Here is a 20,698-nt window from a genome sequence, read left to right as displayed (position 1 = left end):
AGGACCATGGCCCGGTCCGGTGCCACCACCCGCAGCCGTTCGAACGCGCGCAAGCGCTACGTCGACAACTCGGGGCTCATCCCCGTGCTCGCGCGCACCGTGCGCCAGGTCGAGGCCGCCGCCCAGCGCGGCAAGGTCTCGCCGAGCGGCCGTACCCGGTTCCTCGTCGTCGCCATCCTGATGCGCGAGGAGCGCGCCCGGGTCAAGGCCGACACCGAGGTGAGCGACGGCGACCGCGCCGAGCAGCTGAAGCGGCTCGACGGCATCGCGAGCATCCTCGCCCAGACCGCCGCGCGCGACACGTCGCTGATCGCCCTGCTCGAGAGCGAGAGCCTGCCGGCGAGCGCCCAGAAGCTGCGCCGCGACCTGCTGCTCGAGGCGGGCATGGAGCTGAGCCTGGACGAGCAGATCGTCACCGAGGAGAAGCCGGCCGTCGCCGTCGCCGAGGTCAACGAGCGCCAGGTCGTGCCCGTCTCGGTGCGCCAGCGCGCGCTGGCGAACCCGTTCCTCGCGCCGGACTTCGACGCGGTCGCGCCGAAGCCGGTCGTGGGAGGACGCCTTGGCAACTGGGAGCTGCTCGGCCCGCTGTTCCGCTCGTTCGAGCACGGCTCCGGCGGCAACGCGGCGAGCATGGCGCTGCCCGAGCCCGGCGCGGCGACCGCGCTGCGCGGCGGCTTGGAGCTCATGCCGCACCAGGCCGAGCTGGTGGAGAGCGCCCGCGAGGGGCACCGCACCTTCCTGCTCGCCGACGAGCCGGGTCTCGGCAAGACCGCGCAGTCGCTGCTCGCGGCGAACGCGGCCAAGGCCTTCCCGCTGCTGGTCGTCGTGCCGAACGTGGTGAAGGTGAACTGGGCCCGCGAGGTGCAGCGCTGGATCCCGAACCGCTCCGCCACGGTGGTGCAGGGCGACGGCGACGACCTCGACGCCTTCGCCGACGTGATCGTCGTCAACTACGAGGTGCTCGACCGTCACGTGGGCTGGCTGAAGAACCACGGCTTCCAGGGCATGGTGGTCGACGAGGCGCACTTCATCAAGAACCTGTCCTCCCAGCGCTCGAAGCACGTGCTCGAGCTGAGCCGCAGCATCCGCGCGCGCAAGCCGAACGCGCTCCTCATGGCGCTGACCGGCACGCCGCTCATCAACGACATCGACGACTTCCGGGCTATCTGGCAGATGCTCGGCTGGATCGACGACAAGAAGCCGCTGCCCCAGCTCATGCGCGAGCTCGAGGGCATCGGTCTCACCCCCGCGGAGCCGGGCTTCTTCGCCGCCGCGCGCCAGGCCGTGATCGATCAGGGCATCGTGCGCCGCCGCAAGGAGGACGTCGCGAGCGACCTGCCCTCGCGCCGCATCGCCGATCTGCCCGTCGAGCTCGACGACAGCGCCGGCCGCTCGATCCGGGCCGCGGAGCGCGAGCTCGGCCAGCGCCTGCTCGACCGCTTCCGGCGCGCCAAGAAGGCGCGCCAGGAGTCGCGGGTCGACGCCGCCCCGATCAGCGACGACGAGCTCATGCGCCTCGTCGCGCAGTGGGAGCTCGAGGAGTCGAAGTCGGCCGGCGACGGCGACAACGTCTTCACGATGCTGCGCATCATCGGCAAGGCGAAGGCCGGCCTGGCCGCGGACTACACCGCGCAGCTCGCCCGCTCCGCCGGCAAGGTCGTGTTCTTCGCGAAGCACATCGACGTGATGGACACCGCGGAGGCCACCTTCGAGCGCGAGGGACTGCGCTCGATCAGCATCCGCGGCGATCAGACGCCGGCCCAGCGCCAGGCGGCGATCGACGCCTTCGTGAACGACCCCGAGGTCGCCGTCGCGGTGTGCTCGCTCACCGCCGCAGGCGTCGGCCTCAACCTGCAGGTGGCCTCGAACGTCGTGCTCGCCGAGCTGAGCTGGACCTCGGCCGAGCAGATCCAGGCGATCGACCGCGTGCACCGCATCGGTCAGGAGCAGCCGGTCATCGCGTGGCGCATCATCGCCGCGCAGACGATCGACTCGCGCATCGCCGAGCTCATCGACAGCAAGGCCGGCCTCGCCGCCCGCGCGCTCGACGGCGACGACAGCGAGATCGTCGACGCGACGAGCCTGCAGGTCGATGCGCTGGTGCACCTGCTGAAGCAGGCGCTGCACCGCCGCTGAGGCCGCCCATCCGCTCGGCGCACGCGACCCGCGGCGGTCCGTGCACCGGCGGAGGGCCGCCTGTGCGGGGGCGCAGAGGGGGAGCGGACGAGCGGATGCGGGCCTAGCGTCGCCGCATGACCTCCCACCGCACGACTTCCCTCTGGCGCTCCCGCCCCCACGACATCCCGTCGACGGCCTTCGTCGAGGACCGCTACGACGACGCGGTGGTCGGCGGCGGGCTCACGGGCCTGCTGACGGCGCTGCTGCTCGCGCGTCGAGGACGCCGCGTCGTCGTCGTCGAGGCGCGCGAGATCGGCTCGGTCGCGACCGGCAACTCGACCGCGAAGCTGAGCCTGCTGCAGGGCTCGCAGCTGCAGTCCATCCGCTCGTCGAACATCGCCGCGGTGCTGCGCGCCTACGTCGACGCCAACCGCGCGGGGCAGCGCCTGGTGCTCGATCTCGCCGAGGAGCTCGGCGTCGCGGTGCAGCGGCGCGATGCGGTGAGCTACGCGACCACCGAGCAGGGTCGTCGCACGGTCGAGGCCGAGCACCGGGTGGCGCAGGAGGCAGGTCTGGAGACGCAGCTGGTCGACGCCGTGCCCGAGCTGCCGTTCCCCGTGACCGGCGCGGTGGTGCTGCGCGACCAGGCGCAGTTCGACGCCATGGAGCTGCTCGCGGCGCTCGCGCGCGCCGTCGTCGCCGTGGGCGGCGCCATCCACCAGGAGGTGCGGGTGCGCTCGGTCGGCTTGGAGGACGCCGGCGCGGTGCTGCGCACCGACCGCGGCGAGATCCGCGCCGAGCGCGCCGTGTTGGCCACGGGTGCGCCCGTGCTCGACCGCGGGCTCTACTTCGCCAAGCTCGAGCCGATGCGCTCCTACGCGGCGGCGTTCTCGGTGCCCGGCCGGATCCCCGCTGGGATGCACCTCTCCGTCGACGCGCCGAGCCGCTCCCTGCGCACCGCGCCGGACGGCGACCGCGAGCTGCTGCTCGTCGGCGGCGAGGGGCACCCCGTCGGGCGGCGCGCACGCACGCACGAGGCGCAGGAGGCGCTGCTCGCCTGGACCGAGGAGCACTTCCCGGGCGCAGAGCGCCTGCACGCCTGGAGCGCCCAGGACTACTCGACGCCGCACCACGTGCCGTTCGTCGGCTGGCTGCCCCGCGGGCGCGGGCGCCTGTACGTGGCGACCGGCTACGAGAAGTGGGGCATGACCAACGCGGCGGCGGCAGCGCTCACGCTGGCCGGCGACCTCGAGGGCGGCACGCCCGAGTGGGCGCGCACCCTGCACCGCCGCCCGACCCTCCCGCGAGCGATGGGCCGCGGCATCGGCGTCAACGCCGCCGTCGGCTGGTGGATGCTCAAGGGCTGGACCGCGGCGCTGCGGGCGCCGCGCTCCGGACCGGCGCCACGCGAGGGCCGCGGCACGATCCGGCGCAGCGGCTCCGGCCCGGTCGCGATCTCGACCGTCGAGGGCCGCACCTGCGCCGTCAGCGCCGTCTGCCCCCACCTCGGCGGGGTGCTGGGCTGGAACGAGGCCGAGCGCAGCTGGGACTGCCCGCTGCACGGATCGCGCTTCGAGGCCGACGGCGCGCTCATCGAGGGTCCCGCGACGCGAGGACTCGCCCCCGCGCGTCCCTAGACTGAGCGGAATGAGCAACACCGCCTCCTCGATCGTCGGTCCCGCCCCCGCGGAACTCCTGCAGCGCGCCGACGTGACCCTGCGCAAGGGCCGCCACACCCTCATCAACGACCGCCTCACGCCGGAGCAGGCGCACGTGCGCGACCTGCTCTCCATCCGCAAGACGCTCGAGCGCAGCGGCCTGGAGCACCTGCTCGTGCGCGGCGATCGGGGGCGCCTGGTGATCGCGCTGGACCGGGCGGACCGCAAGCGCATCAACCGGGTGTTCACCGCATCCGCTCCCGACGAGCCGTTCTACGCGAAGCCGCTCGACCGCGACGAGCCGGCCGCCCTCGTCTCCGCCGGTCGCTTCGCCCGCGGCAAGGCGCGCGTGTGGCGGCTGTGGCGCCCGCGCATCGACCCCAGCGGACAGCTGCGCTACGGTGCCGCCAACGGCGTGCAGATCGAGCTGTGGGACTTCGGCGCCGAGGAGATCGTGGCTCCGCTCGAGAACGCGCTCATGCGCAGGCGGCTGCCGCGCACCGAGGCGATCGACGAGCGCATCGAGCTGCACGGCGTGGTCTGGCCGACGCTGCAGAACATGTTCGCGCCGCACGTGAGCGACGTGTCGTTCCCCATCGACATGGTCTTCTCGTGGGTCGACGGAAACGATCCCGAGTTCCAGAAGCGACGTGCCGAGCGGATGCAGGGTCACGTGATCGGCGAGGGCGACGACCACGAGGCCCGCTTCCGGCAGATCGACGAGCTGCGCTACGCCCTGCGCAGCGTGCACCTCTTCGCGCCCTGGGTGCGACGCATCTTCATCGCCACGGATTCGCCGCGCCCGGCCTGGCTGGCCGAGCACCCGAAGGTCACCCTCGTGCGCAGCGAGGAGTTCTTCGAGCGGCAGGAGGACCTGCCCACGCACAACTCGCATGCCGTCGAGGCGCAGCTGCACCGCATCGAGGGTCTCAGCGAGCACTTCCTCTACTCGAACGACGACATGTTCTTCGGCCGCCCGGTCAGTCCCGACGACTTCTTCTCGCCCGGGGGCATCTCGAAGTTCTTCGAGGCGACGACCCGCATCGGCCTCGGCGACACGAACCCGTCGCGCAGCGGACACGACAACGCCGCCCGGGTCAACCGCCGCCTCCTGCGCGAGCGCTTCGGCGCGATCACCACCCGGCACCTCGAGCACACGGCCGCGCCGCTGCGCCGCAGCGTCATCGCCGAGCTCGAGCAGGAGTTCCCGGCCGAGTTCCGCGCCACCGCGGGCAGCCCGTTCCGCGCCGCCGACAACATCTCGGTGACCAACTCGCTGTACCACTACTACGCGCTGATGACGGGCCGGGCTGTGACCAACGAGCACTCGACGATGCTCTACGTCGACACCACCGCGCGCCGGGGCTGCGCCGCATGGAGCGGATGCTCCGCGATCGCGATCGGGACTTCTTCTGCCTCAACGACGGCAGCTTCCCGGAGGTCTCGGCGGGGGAGCGGATGCGCCGGGTGACGGCCTTCCTGGAGCGCTACTACCCGATCGCTGCGCCCTGGGAGCGGCCCGAGGCCTAAGCCCGTCTCAAGCCGTGCGATCCGCCCGCAGCATGGGGATGGGCATCGTCAGCGGCTCCTCCACGGGCACCGGCAGCTCGGGGGCGTCCGCGATGACGACGCCCGCGGCCTCGAGGCGGCGGGCCGTCTCGGCCGCATCCGCGGGGCGTCCCACCGTGGCGTACTCGCCCATCGGCACGACCGTGTGCAGCACCGTGCGCTCGTAGACGTGCACGAGGTTGTAGGACTGCGCGCCATCGCGCCCGCGGGTACCGCGGCCCGCCTCGGCGAGGTCCTGGGTGTAGCAGGTCGCGCTCGCGACCGATACGGGGATGCCGGCGAAGGTCGCCGTCGACGAGTAGTGGAGGTGGCCGCCCAGGATGGAGCGCACGTCGCTGCCCTCGAGCACCTCGGCGAGCTTGTGCTGATCGCGCAGCTCGACGAGCACGGCGAGGTCCTGCACCGTGGGCACGGGCGGGTGGTGCAGCGCCAGGATGGTGCCGTGCGGGGCCTCGGTGGCGAGCTCCTCGGCCAGCCAGTCGAGCTGCGCGTCGGACACCTCGCCGTGGTGGTGCCCAGGCACCGTCGTGTCGAGCACGATGAGCCGGAGGCCGCCGAGGTCGTGCACCCGGTCGACCGGCCGATCGCTGGAGAACTGCCCGAGCAGGTGCTCGCGGAATGCTCCGCGCTCGTCGTGGTTGCCCATGACCCAGACGATCTCGGCGCCCCAGCGTGCCGCGGCGGGTTCGAGCAGTTCGCGCACCTTCACGTAGGCGCCGGCCTCGCCCTTGTCGGCCACGTCGCCCGTGATGACGACGGCATCGGGCCGAGCTTCGGAGCGGTCGACGTCTGCGACGAGCCGGCGCAGGGTGTCGGCGCTGTCGACCTCGGAGCCGTAGAGCCCGGCGTCGGCGTCGAGCAGGTGGGTGTCGCTGATGTGGAGCAGGAAGTGGTTCGGCCGGGGGTGCTCGGCCTGCCGGAGGTTCATGCTGGTCTCCATCGCTGCGGGGGTGGAGCGGAGTTGCTCCATCCTGGATCCGCGTCAAGCCCAGCACACGCCCCGCGTGCGGGGGTGTACCGGGCGTGGCGCGTCGGTGAACGCAGCGGGTCGGATCAGCGGTCCGCGTCGATCGGGTCGAAGGCCGCGGGGTCGGCGTCCTCGTCCGGGTCGTCGCCAGTGACGCGGACGACCTCGTCGTCGAGACGCGATTCCGCGTCGGTCGGAGCGAGCTCGCCGTCCTCCTCCTCGCCGTACTCGACGAGCGCCGACTCGTCGTCATCCGGGCCGTGACCCTGCTCGGGCAGCAGGTCGCTCAGGTCCTCCTCGAGCGGCGCCGCGTTCGGCTCGTCGTCCTCCTCGAGCGTCGGCTCGGGGAACTCGGACTCGTCCAGCGGCGCCTCATCGGCGAGCGAGCGCTCGGCGTCCGGGTCCTCGTTGCCGGGTGCCGGAGCCACGATGTCCCGCTCATCCGACGCGTCGGTGTTGCCGGAGACGAGCGAGTCGCGCTGGTCGTCGGAGGCGCCGGTGTCGGCGAGGATCTGCTGGTCGTTCTCGTCTCGGGGAGTGCTCATGGCATTGACCGTATGAACGGCGGCTGGATGCGCGGTGCTGGCATCCCGAACGCCCGCAGGATGCCGCGGTGGCATCGATCCGGCACCGTCCCCGCGTACGGGTGGCCTCAGCCGAGCGTGCGGGCCAGACTGGGACGATGGAGCAGGCCACCCGCACCGAGACCGATTCCCTGGGCAGCCTGGAGGTGCCGGCCGATGCGCTCTGGGGCATCCACACCGCCCGGGCGCTCGAGAACTTCCCGATCAGCAAGCGGCCGATCTCGGTCTACCCCGACCTGGTGCGGGCCCTCGTCATGGTCAAGCAGGCCGCGGCGCGGGCCAACGCCCGCATCGGGGTGCTCGAACCCGAGAGGGCCGAGCTCATCGACCGCGCGTGCGCCGCGGTGCTCGACGGAGCGCACCACGAGGCCTTCGTGGTCGGCGTGATCCAGGGCGGCGCGGGCACGAGCACGAACATGAACACCAACGAGGTGATCGCGAACGTCGGGCTGGGCCTCGACGGCCGTGCGCCGGGCGACTACGCGCACCTGCATCCGATCGACGACGTCAACCGCAGCCAATCGACCAACGACACGTACCCGACCGCCGTGAAGATGGCGATGGCGCTCACGCTGAACCGGCTGCTGGCCGAGCTCGAGGACCTGCGCGTGGCCTTCGGCCGCAAGGGCCAGGAGTTCCACAACGTGCTCAAGGTCGGCCGCACGCAGCTGCAGGACGCGGTGCCGATGACGCTGGGGCAGGAGTTCCGAGGCTTCGCGCACACCCTCGGCGAGGACCTGCAGCGCTTGCGCGAGACGCTGCCGCTGCTCGGCGAGATCAACCTCGGCGCGACCGCCATCGGCACCGGCATCACCGCCGACCCGAACTACGGCGACGCGGTGCTCGCCGAGCTCAGCGCCATCGTGGGGGAGAGCGTGCCGGGCTTCCGCCTGCAGACCGCCCCCGACCTCATCGAGGCGACCAGCGATGCCGGCGTCTTCATGACCGTCTCGGGCGCGCTCAAGCGCAGCGCGATCAAGCTCTCGAAGATCTGCAACGATCTGCGGCTGCTCTCCTCCGGTCCGCAGGCCGGGCTCAGCGAGATCAACCTGCCGCCGCGGCAGGCCGGATCGAGCATCATGCCGGGCAAGGTCAATCCGGTGATCCCCGAGGTCGTCAACCAGGTGGCCTTCTCGGTGGCGGGGGCGGATGTGACGGTCACGATGGCCGCGGAGGCGGGCCAGCTGCAGCTCAACGCCTTCGAGCCCGTGATCGTGCACTCGATCATGCAGAGCCTGGTCTGGATGACGGAGGCGTGCCGCACCCTGCGGGTCAACTGCGTCGACGGCATCACGGCGAACGTCGAGCACCTCGAGGACCAGGTCGGCAGCTCCGTGGGCGTCGTCACGGCGCTCACGCCCTACATCGGCTACGCGGCCTCGGCGAAGCTCGCCAAGCGCGCCCTGGCGGAGCGCGCGACGGTCGCCCGGCTCGTCGTGGAGGAGGGGCTGATGTCGGCCGAGCAGGTCCGCCGCGTGCTCTCGCCGGAACGGCTCTCCGGCCTCGAGGTCGTCACCGCCGCGATCCCCGTGATCCGGCCGGACGGCTCCGCGCCTAGTGGTTCCGGAGCGCGCTGATCAGCTCGCTCTTCCGCTTGCCCGAGTAGCCGGTCAGGCCCAGCTCCTTCGCCCGGGCGCGCAGGTCGGCGACGGTCCAGTCCTCGTAGTCGCCGGACTCGCCGCCCTTGCGACCGACCGCGGACCGGCCCCGCTTCGCGGCCGCGTTCGAGATGCGCGCCGCCTTCTCCTTCGAGTTCCCCTGCTCGCGCAGCTCCTCGTACAGCTCCGGATCCTTGAGGCTGTCCGCCCCGCGTCCCTGCGGCATGGGCCGCTCCTTCCGTCGATGCCGTCGACGCTAGGAACGACCGCTGGGCGCCGTGTGGAGAGCGGATGGGCGTCGGCTCAGCGCTCGCCCCGCTGGATAGGGTGATGCCGTGAGCCACCCCTCGAGCCCGCACGGGCAGCCCGGAGCGAACCCCCATCCGGCGCAGTACGCCGCTCCCGCGCAGCTCGCCCGGCCGGCACGCCGCACCAGCACCGCGGTGATCGTCCTCGGCGCCATCGGCATCGTGCTGCTCGCCTTGGTGCTGCTCGGCGTGCTGGGCTACCTCGTCACCGGGCTCGGCGTCGGCGCCTTCGCGACCGGCGCGGTGCTGGCGCTGCTGCCGCTCGGTGCGGTGCTCTGGGGCATCCGCTGGATCGATCGGTGGGAGCCGGAGCCGCGCGGCGCGCTCTGGTTCGCGTTCCTCTGGGGCGCCGGCCTCTCGGTGGCGATCGCGCTGCTCGTCGGCCTCGTGGTCGAGATCGCCGGCTACCTCACCGGCTTCGGCACCAGCGAGTTCCTCGGCGCGGTCGTGCAGGCTCCGATCGTCGAGGAGTTCGGCAAGGGCCTGGGCGTGCTGATCCTGTTCTGGGCGCTGCGCGGCCGGCACTTCGACGGGCCGGTCGACGGCATCGTCCTCTCCTCGATGGTCGCGGTCGGCTTCGCCTTCGTCGAGAACATCCTCTACTTCGGCAACGAGGTCGTGCTCTCGGGCGGCGATCCCTTCTCGGTCGGCTTCATCTTCTTCGTCCGCGCCGTGATGTCGCCGTTCGCGCACGTCATGTTCACCGCGTGCATCGGCCTGGCGCTCGGCATCGCCGCGCGCCGCAGCGGCGCGTTCGGCGGCCTCGTCGCGTTCGCCGTCGGACTCGTGCCGGCCATCCTCCTGCACGCGCTCTGGAACGGCGCCAGCTTCGTCTTCGGCGGCGGGCTGCTCCCGTTCATCGGCTACTACGCGGTGGTGCAGCTGCCGCTGTTCGTCGGCGCGATCGTGCTCGTCGTCTGGCTGCGGCGTCGGGAGGCGGCGCTGGTGAGGGCGCGCCTGGTCGAGTACGCGCGCGCCGGATGGTTCCTGCCCTTCGAGGTGGACATGCTCGGTTCCTGGCCGGGTCGCCAGCAGGCCCTGCGCTGGGCGCGGTCCCGCGGGCGCGGCGACCTCATGCGGCGCTTCCAACTCGATGCGACGCGCCTCGCCTACGCGCGCAACCGCATCGCACTGGACCGCGGGGTCGAGGCCGCGCGGCGAGACGAGGCCGCCCTGCTCGACGGCCTCGTGCGCTATCGGCCCTCGCTCTACGCCTGAGCGGCGGTCCAGAAGTCCGCGAGCAGCGCCGCGGTGGCGGCCGGCGCCTCGATGCCGGGCGAGTGGAACGCGTCGCCGATGACGGCGTAGCGGGCACCCAGCTGCTCGGCCATGGCCCGCTGCCAGGGGGTCGGCCAGGCGTCGTCGTGCTCGCCGTGCGCGACGAGCACCGGTAGGCCCGTGCCCCCGACCTCCTCGGTGAGGTCGTGCTCGTCCTCCAGGATCACCGCGCCGCCGACGATGCTGCGCGCGCTCGTGTCGAGCATGCGCCGGCGCACGAAGCGCGCATCCGCATCCATCGCCTCCTCGGGCACGCCGTGCCAGCGCGGGTTCGCCGACTGCCAGACCGCGAGGTTGCCCTCGGTCCCGGCGAGCACGCGCTCGCGCAGCTTGCGGTACGCCCAGCCGTGCGGGCCGGAGCAGAGCAGGGTGAGGCTCGCGAAGCGCTCCGGAGCGAGGGCGGCGGCCCGCGCGGCGATCACGCCGCCGAGGCTGTGGCCGAGCAGGTGCACGGCCGCGTCGTCGCTCGCGGCGGCCAGCAGCGCGGCGACCTGGGCGACGTCGCCCGCCTCCTCGTCGAGCGCGTACGCGTCGGGGTCGTCCGGCGCGGCCGAGTCCGCCTGCCCGCGACGGGTGATCGCGAGGGCGCGCACGCCGGCGGCGGCGAGCTCGGGCAGCAGCAGCCGGAAGTCCTCCTTCGACCCCGTGTACCCCGGCACGAGCAGCGCGGTCGCCCGCCCCGGTCTCCGCGGTTCGATCAGGAAGGCGCTGAGCGTGCCGACGGGCAGTTCGACGCCGACGGTGTCGAGGCCCGGGTCGAGCGCGAAGTCCCCGTAGACCGGATGCGGTGCGAACGCGCTCACACCATCCCCGCCCGCCGCGGGTCGGGTACGGCATCGAGCAGCCGCACCGTGTACTCGTCGCCGGGAGCGCGCAGCACCTCGTCCGTCGCGCCGCGCTCGACGACCCGGCCCTGATTGAGCACCAGGATGCGGTCGGTGATGAGCCGGGCGCTCAGCAGGTCGTGCGTGATGTAGAGCAGCGAGACGCCCCAGCGCTCGCGCAGGTCCTCGAGCAGCGCCAGCACGCCGGCGCGCAGCGAGACGTCGAGCATCGAGACCGGTTCGTCGGCGATGATCACCTGCGGATCGCTGGCGAGCGCGCGGGCGATCACCACGCGCTGGCGCTGGCCACCCGAGAGCTGGTGCGGCAGCTTGGCCGCGAACTGCTCGACAGGGTTCAGCCCGACGGTCTCGAGCAGCTCGAGCACGCGCCGCCGCACCGCCGAGCCGGTGAGCCCCGTGAAGTTCTCGACGGGTCGGGTCAGCGTGTACTCGACGGTGTGCAGCGGGTTCAGCGCGGCGTACGGGTCCTGGAACACCATCTGCACATCGCGGTGCAGCGTGCGCAGCTCGCGCCGCTTGAGCCGGCCGATGTCGAGGTCGCCGAAGCGCACGGTGCCGCTGGTCGGCCGCTCGACGCCGGTGAGCATCTTCGCGATCGTGCTCTTGCCGCTGCCGCTCGCGCCGACCAGGGCGAGCGAGCCGCCGGGCTCGAGCGTGAACGAGACGTCCTGCACGGCCCGGATCGGCTCTTCCCCGCGCCGCCGCGGCGGGTACGTCATGGTGAGCCCCTCGGCCACCACGGCACGCTCGGCCCGGCGCTGCCGGGTGCCGACCGTGGGCTCGGCCACCGCGTCCTGCGCGCGGGTGGTGCCCCGCGCGCGGCGCACCGCAGCCTCCTCCATGCCTGGCAGCGACACGACCTCGGCGCGCGGATCGGCGTAGTGCGAGAGCAGCATGCGGGTGTACTCGTCCTCCGGCGCCTCGAGCACGCGCCGGCTCGGGCCGTCCTCGACGATGCGGCCCTCGTGCATGACCAGCACCCGTTCGGCGGACTCCAGCACGGTGCCGAGGTCGTGGCTGATGAGGATGGCCGTGAAGCCGACGTCGCGCTGCAGCTCGCGGATGGTCTCCATCACCGCGTGCTGCACGAGCACGTCGAGCGCCGTGGTCGGCTCGTCGAAGACCATGAGCTGGGGCTCGAGGGAGAGCGCGAGCGCGATCGAGACGCGCTGCCGCATGCCGCCGGAGAGCTCGCCGGGGTACCGGTCGAGCACGCTGGGATCGAGCTTGACCTTGCCGACCAGCTCGCGCATCCGCTCGTCCCGCCGGTCCGCGGGCACGTGGCCGTGCGCCGCGAAGATGTCGCCGAAGTGGTCGCGGATGCGCCGCACCGGGTTGAGCGCGTTCATGCCGGACTGCAGCACCATGGCGAAGCCGCCCTGGCGCTGCCGGCGCAGCGGCTCATCCTCGATGGAGGCCACGTCGGTGCCGTCGAAGAGGATGCGCCCCGCGGTGATCGCCGCCGGCGGCTTCGACAGGCGCGTGATCGCGAAGCCCAGCGTCGACTTGCCCGAGCCGGACTCGCCGACCAGGCCCACGAACTCGCCCCGGCGCAGCGTGAAGCTCACGTCCTCGACGGCGTGCACGGGCGCGCGGTCGGGGAGAGGTAGCCGACCGAGAGCGCCTCGACCCTGAGCAGCGGGTCGTCGGAGTGCTTGGCGTCGTTCATCGGGCGTCCTTCCCCTCGCGCAGGCGCGGATTGCTGATGCCGTCCACACCGAAGTTGATGAGCGTCAGGCTGGTGGCGAGCAGGGCGATGCAGAGGCCGGGGGCGAACAGCAGCGCCCACTGCCCGGTGAGCAGCGCGTTCGAGTTCTGCGCCCAGAAGAGCATCGTGCCCCAGCTGATCGTCGACGTGTCGCCGAGGCCCAGGTACGACAGGCCGCTCTCGGCGAGGATCGCCGCGGTGGCGGCGCCGAAGAAGCTGCCCACGATGAGCGAGAGCATGTTCGGCAGGATCTCGCGGAACACGATGCGGCTCGGCCGCTCGCCGCTGAACACGGCGGCGGTGACGAAGTCCCGCGACCGCAGCGACTGCGTCTGGCTGCGCAGCACGCGCGCGCCCCACGCCCATCCGGTGATGACCACGACGGCGATGATCATGATGAGCCCACCGCCCTGCAGGTAGGCCGCGAGCACGATCATGAGCGGCAGGCCGGGGATGACCAGGAAGAGGTTGACCACGAAGTTGATCGCCTCGGCCGTGAAGCCGCGCAGGTAGCCCCAGCTCAGGCCGATGAGCACGGCGACCACCGTGGAGAGCCCGCCAGCGACGAGCCCGACGAGCAGGCTCACCTGCGCGCCGTGCAGCAGCTGGCTGAGCACGTCCTCGCCCGCCGCGGTGGTGCCGAGCCAGTGCGCGGCGCTCGCGCCCTCGCCGCCGGCGAAGTCGTTCGCGTTCGGGTCGTACGGCGACAGTAGCGGCGCGAAGATGCCGATCAGCAGGAACAGGCCCAGGATGGCCGCGCCGATGCGCGCCTTGCCGTTCGACAGGATCGTGCCCGCGAAGCGGAGCACGACCCGCAGGGGCCGGCTCCGCCGGAGCCGTCGCGGTCGGCGGTGCGGATGGAATGGGTGGTGGTCATCGGCGGGTCCTCGGGTCCAGCACGCCGTACAGGATGTCGACGAGGAAGTTGGCGACGAGCACGGAGACCGTGATCATCAGGAACATGGCCTGCATGAGCGGGTAATCCTGGTTGATCACCGCGTTGAAGAGCAGGTAGCCGACACCGGGGTAGCCGAACACCTGCTCGACGAGCAGGGATCCGCCGACCACGCCGCCGAGCGCGAGCCCGAAGGAGGTGAGGTTCGGCAGGATCGCGTTGCGCGCCGCGTAGCGGAGCGCGACCGTGCGCTTGCGGAGGCCGTTCGCCTCGGCGAACGTCACGTAGTCGTCGCCGAGCGTGGAGATCATCGTGTTGCGCATGCCGAGGATCCAGCCGCCGAGCGAGGTGACGAGGATGGTGACCGCGGGCAGGGCCGCGTGGTATGCGGCGTCGCCGATGAACTGCCAGTTCAGGCCCGGATCGCTGGTCACGCTGTAGGCGCCGGAGGAGGGGAACCAGCGCAGCACGTAGCCGAGGAAGAACAGCAGCAGCAGTGCCGTCCAGAAGTACGGGAACGCGCTCGCGAAGCTGCCGCCGATCGTCGGCAGCGCGTCGAGCCAGGTGCCCCGCTTCCAGGCCGCGAGCACGCCGAGCAGGGTGCCGCCGATGAAGGCGATCACCGTGACCAGGCCGACGAGGATCAGGGTGTACGGCAGCGCATCCGCCACCAGCTCCGACACCGACTGCGGGTAATAGGTGAACGAGACGCCGAAGTCGAGCGTCACGACCTGCTGCAGGTAGCTGACGTACTGGTCCCAGAGGTTGCCGGTCGGCAGGCCGAGCTGGGCCTCGATGGCGGCGCGCGTCGCATCCGTCACCGGACCGTTCTGGGCGAGCCTGGCGAGCGCGGCGTCGGCGGGATCGCCGGGCATGAGGCGGGGCAGGAAGAAGTTGATCGTGACGGCGGCCCAGAGGGTGAGGGCGAACAGCCCGAGCTTGCGCAGCGCGCAGAGCATCAGTCGTCGCCCTCCTGCCGGACCCGCTCGAGGCTCGTGAGCACCAGCAGCGCCGACGGCATGTAGGTGATCGGCGAGTAGCGGTCCTCCTCGCTCGGCCAGCCGGTGAACTTGCGGTCGCTGAAGAGCCCCCAGCTGCCGCCGTAGTACATGCCGATCACCGGCACGTCGTCGTAGAAGACGTTCTCGAGCTCCCAGGCGAGCTCGCGCAGCCGCGTCTCGTCGGTGGTGACGCGGTACTCGCGCAGGATCGCGTCGACCTCGTCGTTGCGGTAACGGCCGAAGTTGTTGCCGGTCTCCTCGCCCTCGGGCACGAAGAACTCGCCGGAGAGGTTGTTGTTGAAGTCCTGGTACACGGTGCCCGTGCCGCCGAAGCTCGACACGATGAGGTCGAAGTCGCCGTTGCGCTGCGCGAGCGTGTGCCCGGCGGGCTGCGGCTGGTCGACCGAGACGTCGATGCCGATCGCCTCGAACTGGCGCTCCACTTCCTGCACGGCGCGCAGCCAGTCGGCGTAGCCGTTGGCGGTGGTGATGGTGAAGGCGAGCTGCTGGCCGGACTCGTCGACCAGGCGGTCGCCCTGCAACGTCCATCCGGCTTCGGCGAGGAGCTCCAGGGCGCGGTCCCGGTCCTGCTCGACGAAGCCCTGGTCGGGCAGGCTCGGGTCGAGGTCCTCCTCCTGGTTCGGCAGCAGCAGTCCGCTCATGCTCGCCGGGTCCATGTAGCCCTCGGCCGCGAGGTCGGCGATGGATCGCCGATCGAGGGCCAGCGAAAGCGCCTGACGCACGCGAACGTCGTCGAACGGCTCGCGGGTGTGGTTCGGGAAGAGCGCGATCGTGCCGCCCGGCGGGAAGAAGTAGCTGTTGGTGTCGCTGGCGGCGAGCCAGGTGCCCTCCACGTTGCTCATGTACTTGAAGGCCCAGTCGTAGCCCTTGGTCACGACGTCGAGATCGCTGTTCGCGGCCGGCAGGATGAGGTGCTCCGCCGCGACCTCGTCGGCCTGCCAGTAGTCGTGGTTCTTGTCCATCGAGTACTGCTGCGGGGTGAAGTTGCCGAGCGTGTACGGGCCGGTGCCGATGGGGTCGGTGTTGCGGAACGAGTCGGGGTTCTCCACGTCGGCCCACTGGTGCTCGGGCACGATGACGACGCCGCCGATGATGACGCGGGCCGGCACGTCGGGCTCCTTGAGGTGCACCGTGACGGTGCCGTCGCCGGTCTCGTAGGAGTCGATGTAGCTCCAGATACCGGTGCCGTCGAAGGCGGGCACCTGCTGCAGCAGGTCGAAGGTGAAGGCCACGTCGTCCTCCGTGAACGGCTCGCCGTCCGACCAGGTGACGCCGTCGCGCAGGTCGAAGACGATCGTCGAGGGGTCGGGCACCTCGGTCGACTCCGCCAGCCAGTCGTGCTCCTGCCCGCTGATGGGGTCGACGAGCAGCAGCGGCTCGAACAGGTAGTTGACGCCGATGCGCTTGGTGCCCAGGTAGGGGTTGAAGTTCTCCTCGAAGAACGGCGCGCCGGTGTCGGCGCCGATGAGCATGGTGTCGTCGCCGACGGTCGGGTCGGGGCGGCTCTGCAGCTGGATGGCGCAGGAGCTCAGCGCGAGCGCTGCGACGGCGGCGAGGGCCGCCCTGCGGAGGATGCGTGATGGTGCCACGGGGTGCGGTCCTCACTTCGTCGTGTCGGACGGATCGGCTCGGGTGCGCCGATCGCACTCTGACTGTATGCGCTTACATTGGGTGCGCGCATCCGCTTCCGGCAGATCTCCAGGAACGCGCGAGCGGATGCGGCCGCCCGCTCAGGCGGGCGGGCAGGACTCCCGCAGCACCACCGTCACTGGCATCCGCTCGTCCGAACGCGCGCGCTGCGGCTCGGCGATGCGGGCCAGCAGGGTGCGGATCGCGGTGCGGCCCAGCGCCTCCATGGGCTGCGCCACCGTGGTCAGCGGCGGGCGCGCGAGCCGTGCCTCCTCGATGCCGTCGAAGCCCGTCACGACGCACTGCTCGGGCACGGCCGCACCCGCATCGAGCAGCGCGTCGAGCGCACCGAGCGCCAGCTGGTCGTTGGCGGCGATGACGGCGCCGAGCGGACCGCCGGCCAGTGCCTCCGCGGTGCGCTCGCGCCCGCGATCCCGGGTGAAGAGCCCGTCGTCATGCTGCGCGTCGAGGCGGGCGCCGTGCGCGGCGAGCGCGTCGCGCACGCCCTGGCGCCGCTCCTCGGCGTCGGGGGAGTCGATCGGTCCCGCGAGCACGAGCACCGCGCCAGGACCGCGGACGCGCAGCGCGTGCTCGGCGACTGCGCGCATGCCGGCGCGGTTGTCGACGGCGAGGTGGTCGACGGGCAGCTCGTTGCGGCCGCCGGCCAGCAGCACGACCGGCAGTCGCGCCGCGAGGCGCTCGACCGCCTCGTCGCTGACGGTGCTCGCGACGATGGCGAGCCCGTCGACCCGTCCGGCCAGGTCGTCGATCGAGCCGTCGCCGCGACCCGCGCCGATCATGAGCGCGTGGCCGCTGCGCCAGGCCTCCAGCTCGGCGCCGCGCAGCAGCTCGTCGAAGTAGTCGGCGCGGAACCCGCGGTGCCGGCTGGCGGAGCCGGTGCGGTCGTCGATGATGCGCACGCCCGTCCCCGTCGCGTGCGCCTCGACGGGATCGTCGATCGCCTCGTGGCCCGGGATGAACAGGCCGAGTGCGCCGGTGCGTCGGCCTGCGAGGCCGCGCGCGCTGGCGCTGGGCACGTAGCCGAGCTCCTGCACGACCGCGAGCACGCGCTCGCGGGTGCTCTGCTTGACCGCCTCCGGGGTGCGCAGCACGCGGGAGACCGTGGCGATCGACACGCCCGCCCGCTCGGCGACGTCGTAGACGGTGGGGGCGTTCGGCGGCGCCATGCTGCCTCCTCGGGACGGCCGGACCGGGACCGGCTGCTCTGCGGGCCCGCCGCCGTAGCGGGCGCTCACCGGCGCATCCTACGCGCCGTGTAAGCGCATCCACTGGGAACCGGCCCCGGCTGCCGGCCGCCGCTTTGACGCCCGTCGGCGCGAGCGGTTGGATGGAGCCATGACTGAGACCCCCGCACCAAGCCCGAGCTCGACGCCCCCGAGGGCCCCGCGCCCACCTCGCTCGAGATCACCGACCTCATCGTCGGCGACGGCGCCGAGGCGCAGCCCGGCGCCAAGGTCGAGGTGCACTACCTCGGCGTCGACTACGAGACCGGCGAGGAGTTCGACTCGTCGTGGGGCCGCGGCCAGTCGATCGAGTTCCCGCTCACGAGCCTCATCGCGGGCTGGCAGCAGGGCATCCCCGGCATGAAGGTCGGCGGACGCCGCAAGCTCGTCTGCCCGCCGGAGCTCGCCTACGGCCCCGCCGGCAGCGGCCACCGCCTCTCCGGCCGCACCTTGATCTTCGTGATCGACCTGCTCGGCGCCTGACGCAGGCTCCTCGACGGCCCGTCGCTCCTCCCGGAGCGGCGGGCCGTCGCTCATTCCGCGGCCGGCGACGTGCGCGCGGAATGCGGCGCGCATCCGCTCGGTTGGGCCTGTCGATGACTCAGCAGCAGCTCGCCCTCTCCGTGCTCGACCTGGTGCCGGTGCGCACCGGGCAGGATTCCGCCCAGGCCGTGGCCTCCAGCCTCGCGCTCGTGGACGCCGCCGAGCGGCTCGGCTACGAGCGCTTCTGGTACGCCGAGCACCACAACATGCTGTCGGTGGGCTCGACCACCCCGCCGGTGCTCATCGCCGCGGCCGCCGCACGCACCTCGCGGATCCGGCTGGGCTCCGGTGGCGTGATGCTGCCGAATCACGCCCCGCTCGTCGTCGCCGAGCAGTTCGCCGCCCTCGAGGCCATCGCCCCGGGCCGCATCGATCTCGGCCTCGGCCGTGCGCCCGGCAGCGACCCGGTCATCACCGCGCTGCTGCGCAGCTCGGGCGGTGGCAGCGACGTGGAGCAGTTCCCGCGCTACGTCGAGGACATCGCGCTGCTCGCCAGCGCCGACGGCGCCGAGCTCTCGCTCACGAGCGGCCGCACCTACACCGTCCGGGCCACCCCCAGGGCCCGCAGCGTGCCCACCGTCTGGCTGCTCGGCTCGAGCGATTACTCGGCCCGCCTCGCGGCGAAGCTCGGCCTGCCGTACGTGTTCGCCCACCACTTCTCGGGCGAGGGCACCGAGCAGGCGCTCGCCATCTACCGCGGCGAGTTCCGGCCCGGCGCGATCGACGCCCCGCGCACGTTCCTCACCGTGAACACCGTGGTGGCCGACACGGATGCCGAGGCCCGCGCGCTCGCGCTGCCGCAGCTGCTGCAGATGGCCCGGCTGCGCTCCGGCGAGCCGATGACCGCGATGCCGACCGTCGAGGAGGCGCAGGCCGTCGCGCTGCAGCCGCACCACGAGAGCCTCATCGCGAGCATGCGCGAGCGCTGGGTGATCGGTGAGGCGGATGCGGCGGCCGAGCAGCTGCGCACCCTCGCCGCCCGCTTCGGGGTGGACGAGGTCATGCTGTCGCCGGTCGCGGGCGCCCGCGAGGCCGAGCCGATGGACGCGGCGGGAGCGCGGGCGCGCACCCTCGAGCTCGTCGCCGACGCATTGCGCGCCTGACCCTCCGGACCCAGGGATCACACCCCTCTGCACCCATGCTTCGCTCCTCCGACGCAGGTCGGTGGAGTTCGACCGCTTCGACGGCCTGGAGGCGACCGCATCGCGCCGATCTGGGGCGGCTCGCCGCATCACGTCGCACCGCCCGCACCTCAGCGCGAGAGGACCGCCGCCAGCACCTGCCATCCGATCACGGCCGCCGCGATGCCGATGACCGCCATCGGCACGCCCCGACGGAGCCGGCGGCCCTGCGGTGCCACGGCGTTCGCGCCGAAGTCGCCGACCCGCTCGTCGCGGTAGCGGTCCGTCTGCGAGATCGCCTTCGCGCCGACCGTGTCGACGATGCGCAGCATCCGCTGCACCACCGCCGCGCGGCCCATCGGCAGCGGGGTCGGGGAGTACACGAAGAGCCAGCGGTCGACGATCTCGACGTCGAACGCCCCTGCCTCGTCGATGAGCAGGGCCATGAGGTCCGGGGTGAAGACGTACAGCGCATCGCGCTCGTACTCCTCGGGGCAGTAGAGCGTGAAGTGGCGGTCGAAGTCGCCCTCGAGCGAGAGGCGCTGCCGCCGGCCGAGGCTCACCGGCAGGCTCGATCCGAGCAGCTGGTCGTTGGCCCTCGCGTCGAGCACCATGTGCGGCAGCGCGCGATCCAGGCTGACCGCCAGGAAGCCCCAGGTGCGCGTGCGCTGGTTCTTGCCGCTGCCGGTCGTGTACCGGTAGTTGCCGAGGTCGACGAAGCGGCCGTCGGCGGATCGGAGGTGGTCGACGCTCTGCCGCTGACACCGGTCTGGAAGATCATGCCCGGGTACCGCGGCGCGGGGAGCGGTGCGCGTAGACGAAGCCGTTCGCCCGCGCGAAGCGGTCCAGGCGGTAGCGGTCGGCCCAGCTGGTGCCGCCGGCGGCACCGCGACGCGTCACCGCGACCACGGCGAGGACCAGCACCGCGGCGAAGGGCAGGGCGAATCCCAGACCGCCGAGCGGACCGGCGCCGCCGAGGGCGGCGTTCGCGCCGATCACCACGGTGCCCACGACGGTGACGAACGCGATCACCGCGACCAGGAGCACCACACCGACGATCGCCGGCAGCTCGACACCGCCGCCCTGCGCGCGCCGGAAGGCCCGCACGGCGGCCCTGTCGGTGGTCTCATCGAAGGCGGCGTAGTCGACGGTGCGCTCCATGGCCTCAGCGTGGCACGGTGCGACGGATCGCGCGCGGAATCGGTGCTACCCTTGCAAGGTTGCCGTTCGATCGGCCGCGGATGAAGAGAGCTCACGCATCAGGCGATGGGCGCCGCGCAACGAGTGAGGAAGGGGTCCCATCTATGGCACTGGAAGCAAGCGTCAAGAAGGCGATCATCGACGAGTACGCTACCCAGCCCGGAGACACCGGTTCGCCCGAGGTCCAGGTCGCCCTGATGACCCAGCGCATCCGCGACCTCACCGAGCACCTCAAGGGGCACAAGCACGACCACCACTCGCGTCGTGGCCTGCTGCTCCTCGTGGGTCAGCGCCGCCGCATGCTCGGCTACCTCGCCGACGTCGACATCAACCGCTACCGTTCGCTCATCGAGCGCCTCGGTCTGCGCCGCTGATACCGACCAGCACTTCTTGACGGACGGGCCGTCTCCC

18 protein-coding genes and 1 pseudogene are annotated in these 20,698 nt (G+C 72.1%); 8 read left to right on the top strand and 11 right to left on the bottom strand.

Annotated features, from left to right (window positions below):
- Positions 1–6: 6 nt before the first annotated feature.
- The 3 genes and pseudogenes from QQK26_RS04920 (at position 7) to QQK26_RS04910 (ending at position 5,306) form a co-directional block, all read left to right on the top strand.
- On the top strand, positions 7–2,136 hold the full coding sequence (locus QQK26_RS04920) for a DEAD/DEAH box helicase (protein WP_284230606.1): 2,130 nt from the start codon (positions 7–9) through the stop codon (positions 2,134–2,136).
- 116 nt (positions 2,137–2,252) lie between these two features.
- Positions 2,253–3,755 (top strand): FAD-dependent oxidoreductase, encoded by a 1,503-nt coding sequence (locus QQK26_RS04915; protein WP_284230604.1) that lies wholly within the window; start codon positions 2,253–2,255, stop codon positions 3,753–3,755.
- Positions 3,756–3,765: 10 nt separating this feature from the next.
- Positions 3,766–5,306, top strand: a pseudogene (locus tag QQK26_RS04910) (stealth family protein).
- 7 nt (positions 5,307–5,313) lie between these two features.
- Here the strand turns inward: QQK26_RS04910 and QQK26_RS04905 are convergent.
- Both QQK26_RS04905 and QQK26_RS04900 read right to left on the bottom strand, forming a co-directional pair.
- Entirely contained in the window at positions 5,314–6,273 is a 960-nt protein-coding gene (locus QQK26_RS04905; protein ID WP_284230602.1) for a phosphodiesterase, read from the bottom strand.
- A 125-nt stretch (positions 6,274–6,398) separates the two neighbouring features.
- Complete coding sequence (locus QQK26_RS04900; RefSeq protein WP_284230600.1) at positions 6,399–6,857, bottom strand: hypothetical protein; 459 nt, start codon at positions 6,855–6,857, stop codon at positions 6,399–6,401.
- Positions 6,858–6,994: 137 nt separating this feature from the next.
- On the opposite strand from QQK26_RS04900, the gene QQK26_RS04895 reads away from it, so the two are divergent.
- Positions 6,995–8,473, top strand: a complete 1,479-nt coding sequence (locus QQK26_RS04895; protein ID WP_284230598.1) for an aspartate ammonia-lyase — start codon at positions 6,995–6,997, stop codon at positions 8,471–8,473.
- Here the strand turns inward: QQK26_RS04895 and QQK26_RS04890 are convergent.
- Positions 8,451–8,720, bottom strand: a complete 270-nt coding sequence (locus QQK26_RS04890; protein WP_284230596.1) for a DUF7218 family protein — start codon at positions 8,718–8,720, stop codon at positions 8,451–8,453. The two genes, QQK26_RS04895 and QQK26_RS04890, sit on opposite strands and share 23 nt — an antisense overlap.
- Positions 8,721–8,829: 109 nt before the next feature.
- On the opposite strand from QQK26_RS04890, the gene QQK26_RS04885 reads away from it, so the two are divergent.
- The gene (locus tag QQK26_RS04885; protein ID WP_284230593.1) at positions 8,830–10,020 is read left to right on the top strand and encodes a PrsW family intramembrane metalloprotease; all 1,191 of its coding nucleotides are present in this window, start codon (positions 8,830–8,832) and stop codon (positions 10,018–10,020) included.
- Here QQK26_RS04885 and QQK26_RS04880 read toward each other — a convergent pair.
- From QQK26_RS04880 to QQK26_RS04855, 6 genes are all read right to left on the bottom strand, one after another.
- Complete coding sequence (locus QQK26_RS04880) at positions 10,011–10,883, bottom strand: alpha/beta fold hydrolase (RefSeq protein WP_284230591.1); 873 nt, start codon at positions 10,881–10,883, stop codon at positions 10,011–10,013. The genes QQK26_RS04885 and QQK26_RS04880 overlap by 10 nt on opposite strands.
- Complete coding sequence (locus QQK26_RS04875) at positions 10,880–12,511, bottom strand: ABC transporter ATP-binding protein (RefSeq protein WP_284230589.1); 1,632 nt, start codon at positions 12,509–12,511, stop codon at positions 10,880–10,882. Before QQK26_RS04875 ends, QQK26_RS04880 begins: the two co-directional genes overlap by 4 nt.
- 79 nt (positions 12,512–12,590) lie before the next feature.
- Positions 12,591–13,442 (bottom strand): ABC transporter permease, encoded by an 852-nt coding sequence (locus QQK26_RS04870; RefSeq protein WP_284230586.1) that lies wholly within the window; start codon positions 13,440–13,442, stop codon positions 12,591–12,593.
- Between the two features lie 64 nt (positions 13,443–13,506).
- Positions 13,507–14,487, bottom strand: coding sequence for an ABC transporter permease (locus tag QQK26_RS04865; protein WP_284230584.1), 981 nt, complete (start codon positions 14,485–14,487; stop codon positions 13,507–13,509).
- A complete protein-coding gene (locus tag QQK26_RS04860; RefSeq protein WP_284230582.1) occupies positions 14,487–16,139 on the bottom strand; it encodes an ABC transporter substrate-binding protein in 1,653 nt (550 codons plus the stop codon). Before QQK26_RS04860 ends, QQK26_RS04865 begins: the two co-directional genes overlap by 1 nt.
- A gap of 141 nt (positions 16,140–16,280) precedes the next feature.
- Positions 16,281–17,366, bottom strand: a complete 1,086-nt coding sequence (locus tag QQK26_RS04855) for a LacI family DNA-binding transcriptional regulator (protein ID WP_284230580.1) — start codon at positions 17,364–17,366, stop codon at positions 16,281–16,283.
- Between the two features lie 237 nt (positions 17,367–17,603).
- On the opposite strand from QQK26_RS04855, the gene QQK26_RS04850 reads away from it, so the two are divergent.
- Together QQK26_RS04850 and QQK26_RS04845 are read left to right on the top strand one after the other, a co-directional pair.
- Complete coding sequence (locus tag QQK26_RS04850; RefSeq protein WP_348520044.1) at positions 17,604–17,906, top strand: FKBP-type peptidyl-prolyl cis-trans isomerase; 303 nt, start codon at positions 17,604–17,606, stop codon at positions 17,904–17,906.
- A 113-nt stretch (positions 17,907–18,019) separates the two neighbouring features.
- Complete coding sequence (locus QQK26_RS04845) at positions 18,020–19,069, top strand: LLM class flavin-dependent oxidoreductase (RefSeq protein ID WP_284230578.1); 1,050 nt, start codon at positions 18,020–18,022, stop codon at positions 19,067–19,069.
- A 149-nt stretch (positions 19,070–19,218) separates the two neighbouring features.
- Here the strand turns inward: QQK26_RS04845 and QQK26_RS04840 are convergent, their stop codons facing one another.
- Both QQK26_RS04840 and QQK26_RS04835 read right to left on the bottom strand, forming a co-directional pair.
- The gene (locus QQK26_RS04840) at positions 19,219–19,701 is read right to left on the bottom strand and encodes a hypothetical protein (RefSeq protein WP_284230576.1); all 483 of its coding nucleotides are present in this window, start codon (positions 19,699–19,701) and stop codon (positions 19,219–19,221) included.
- A 163-nt stretch (positions 19,702–19,864) separates the two neighbouring features.
- Complete coding sequence (locus QQK26_RS04835) at positions 19,865–20,248, bottom strand: hypothetical protein (RefSeq protein WP_284230574.1); 384 nt, start codon at positions 20,246–20,248, stop codon at positions 19,865–19,867.
- Positions 20,249–20,391: 143 nt separating this feature from the next.
- Between QQK26_RS04835 and rpsO the strand changes: the two genes are divergently transcribed.
- Positions 20,392–20,661, top strand: a complete 270-nt coding sequence (gene rpsO / locus QQK26_RS04830) for a 30S ribosomal protein S15 (protein WP_284230572.1) — start codon at positions 20,392–20,394, stop codon at positions 20,659–20,661.
- Positions 20,662–20,698 lie beyond the last annotated feature (37 nt).

It is taken from the genome of Arenivirga flava, from assembly GCF_030161575.1.
Lineage (GTDB): Bacteria > Actinomycetota > Actinomycetes > Actinomycetales > Microbacteriaceae > Arenivirga > Arenivirga flava.
Note: the sequence above shows the minus strand (reverse complement) of the source record. Positions and strands in the feature narration are given on the sequence as shown.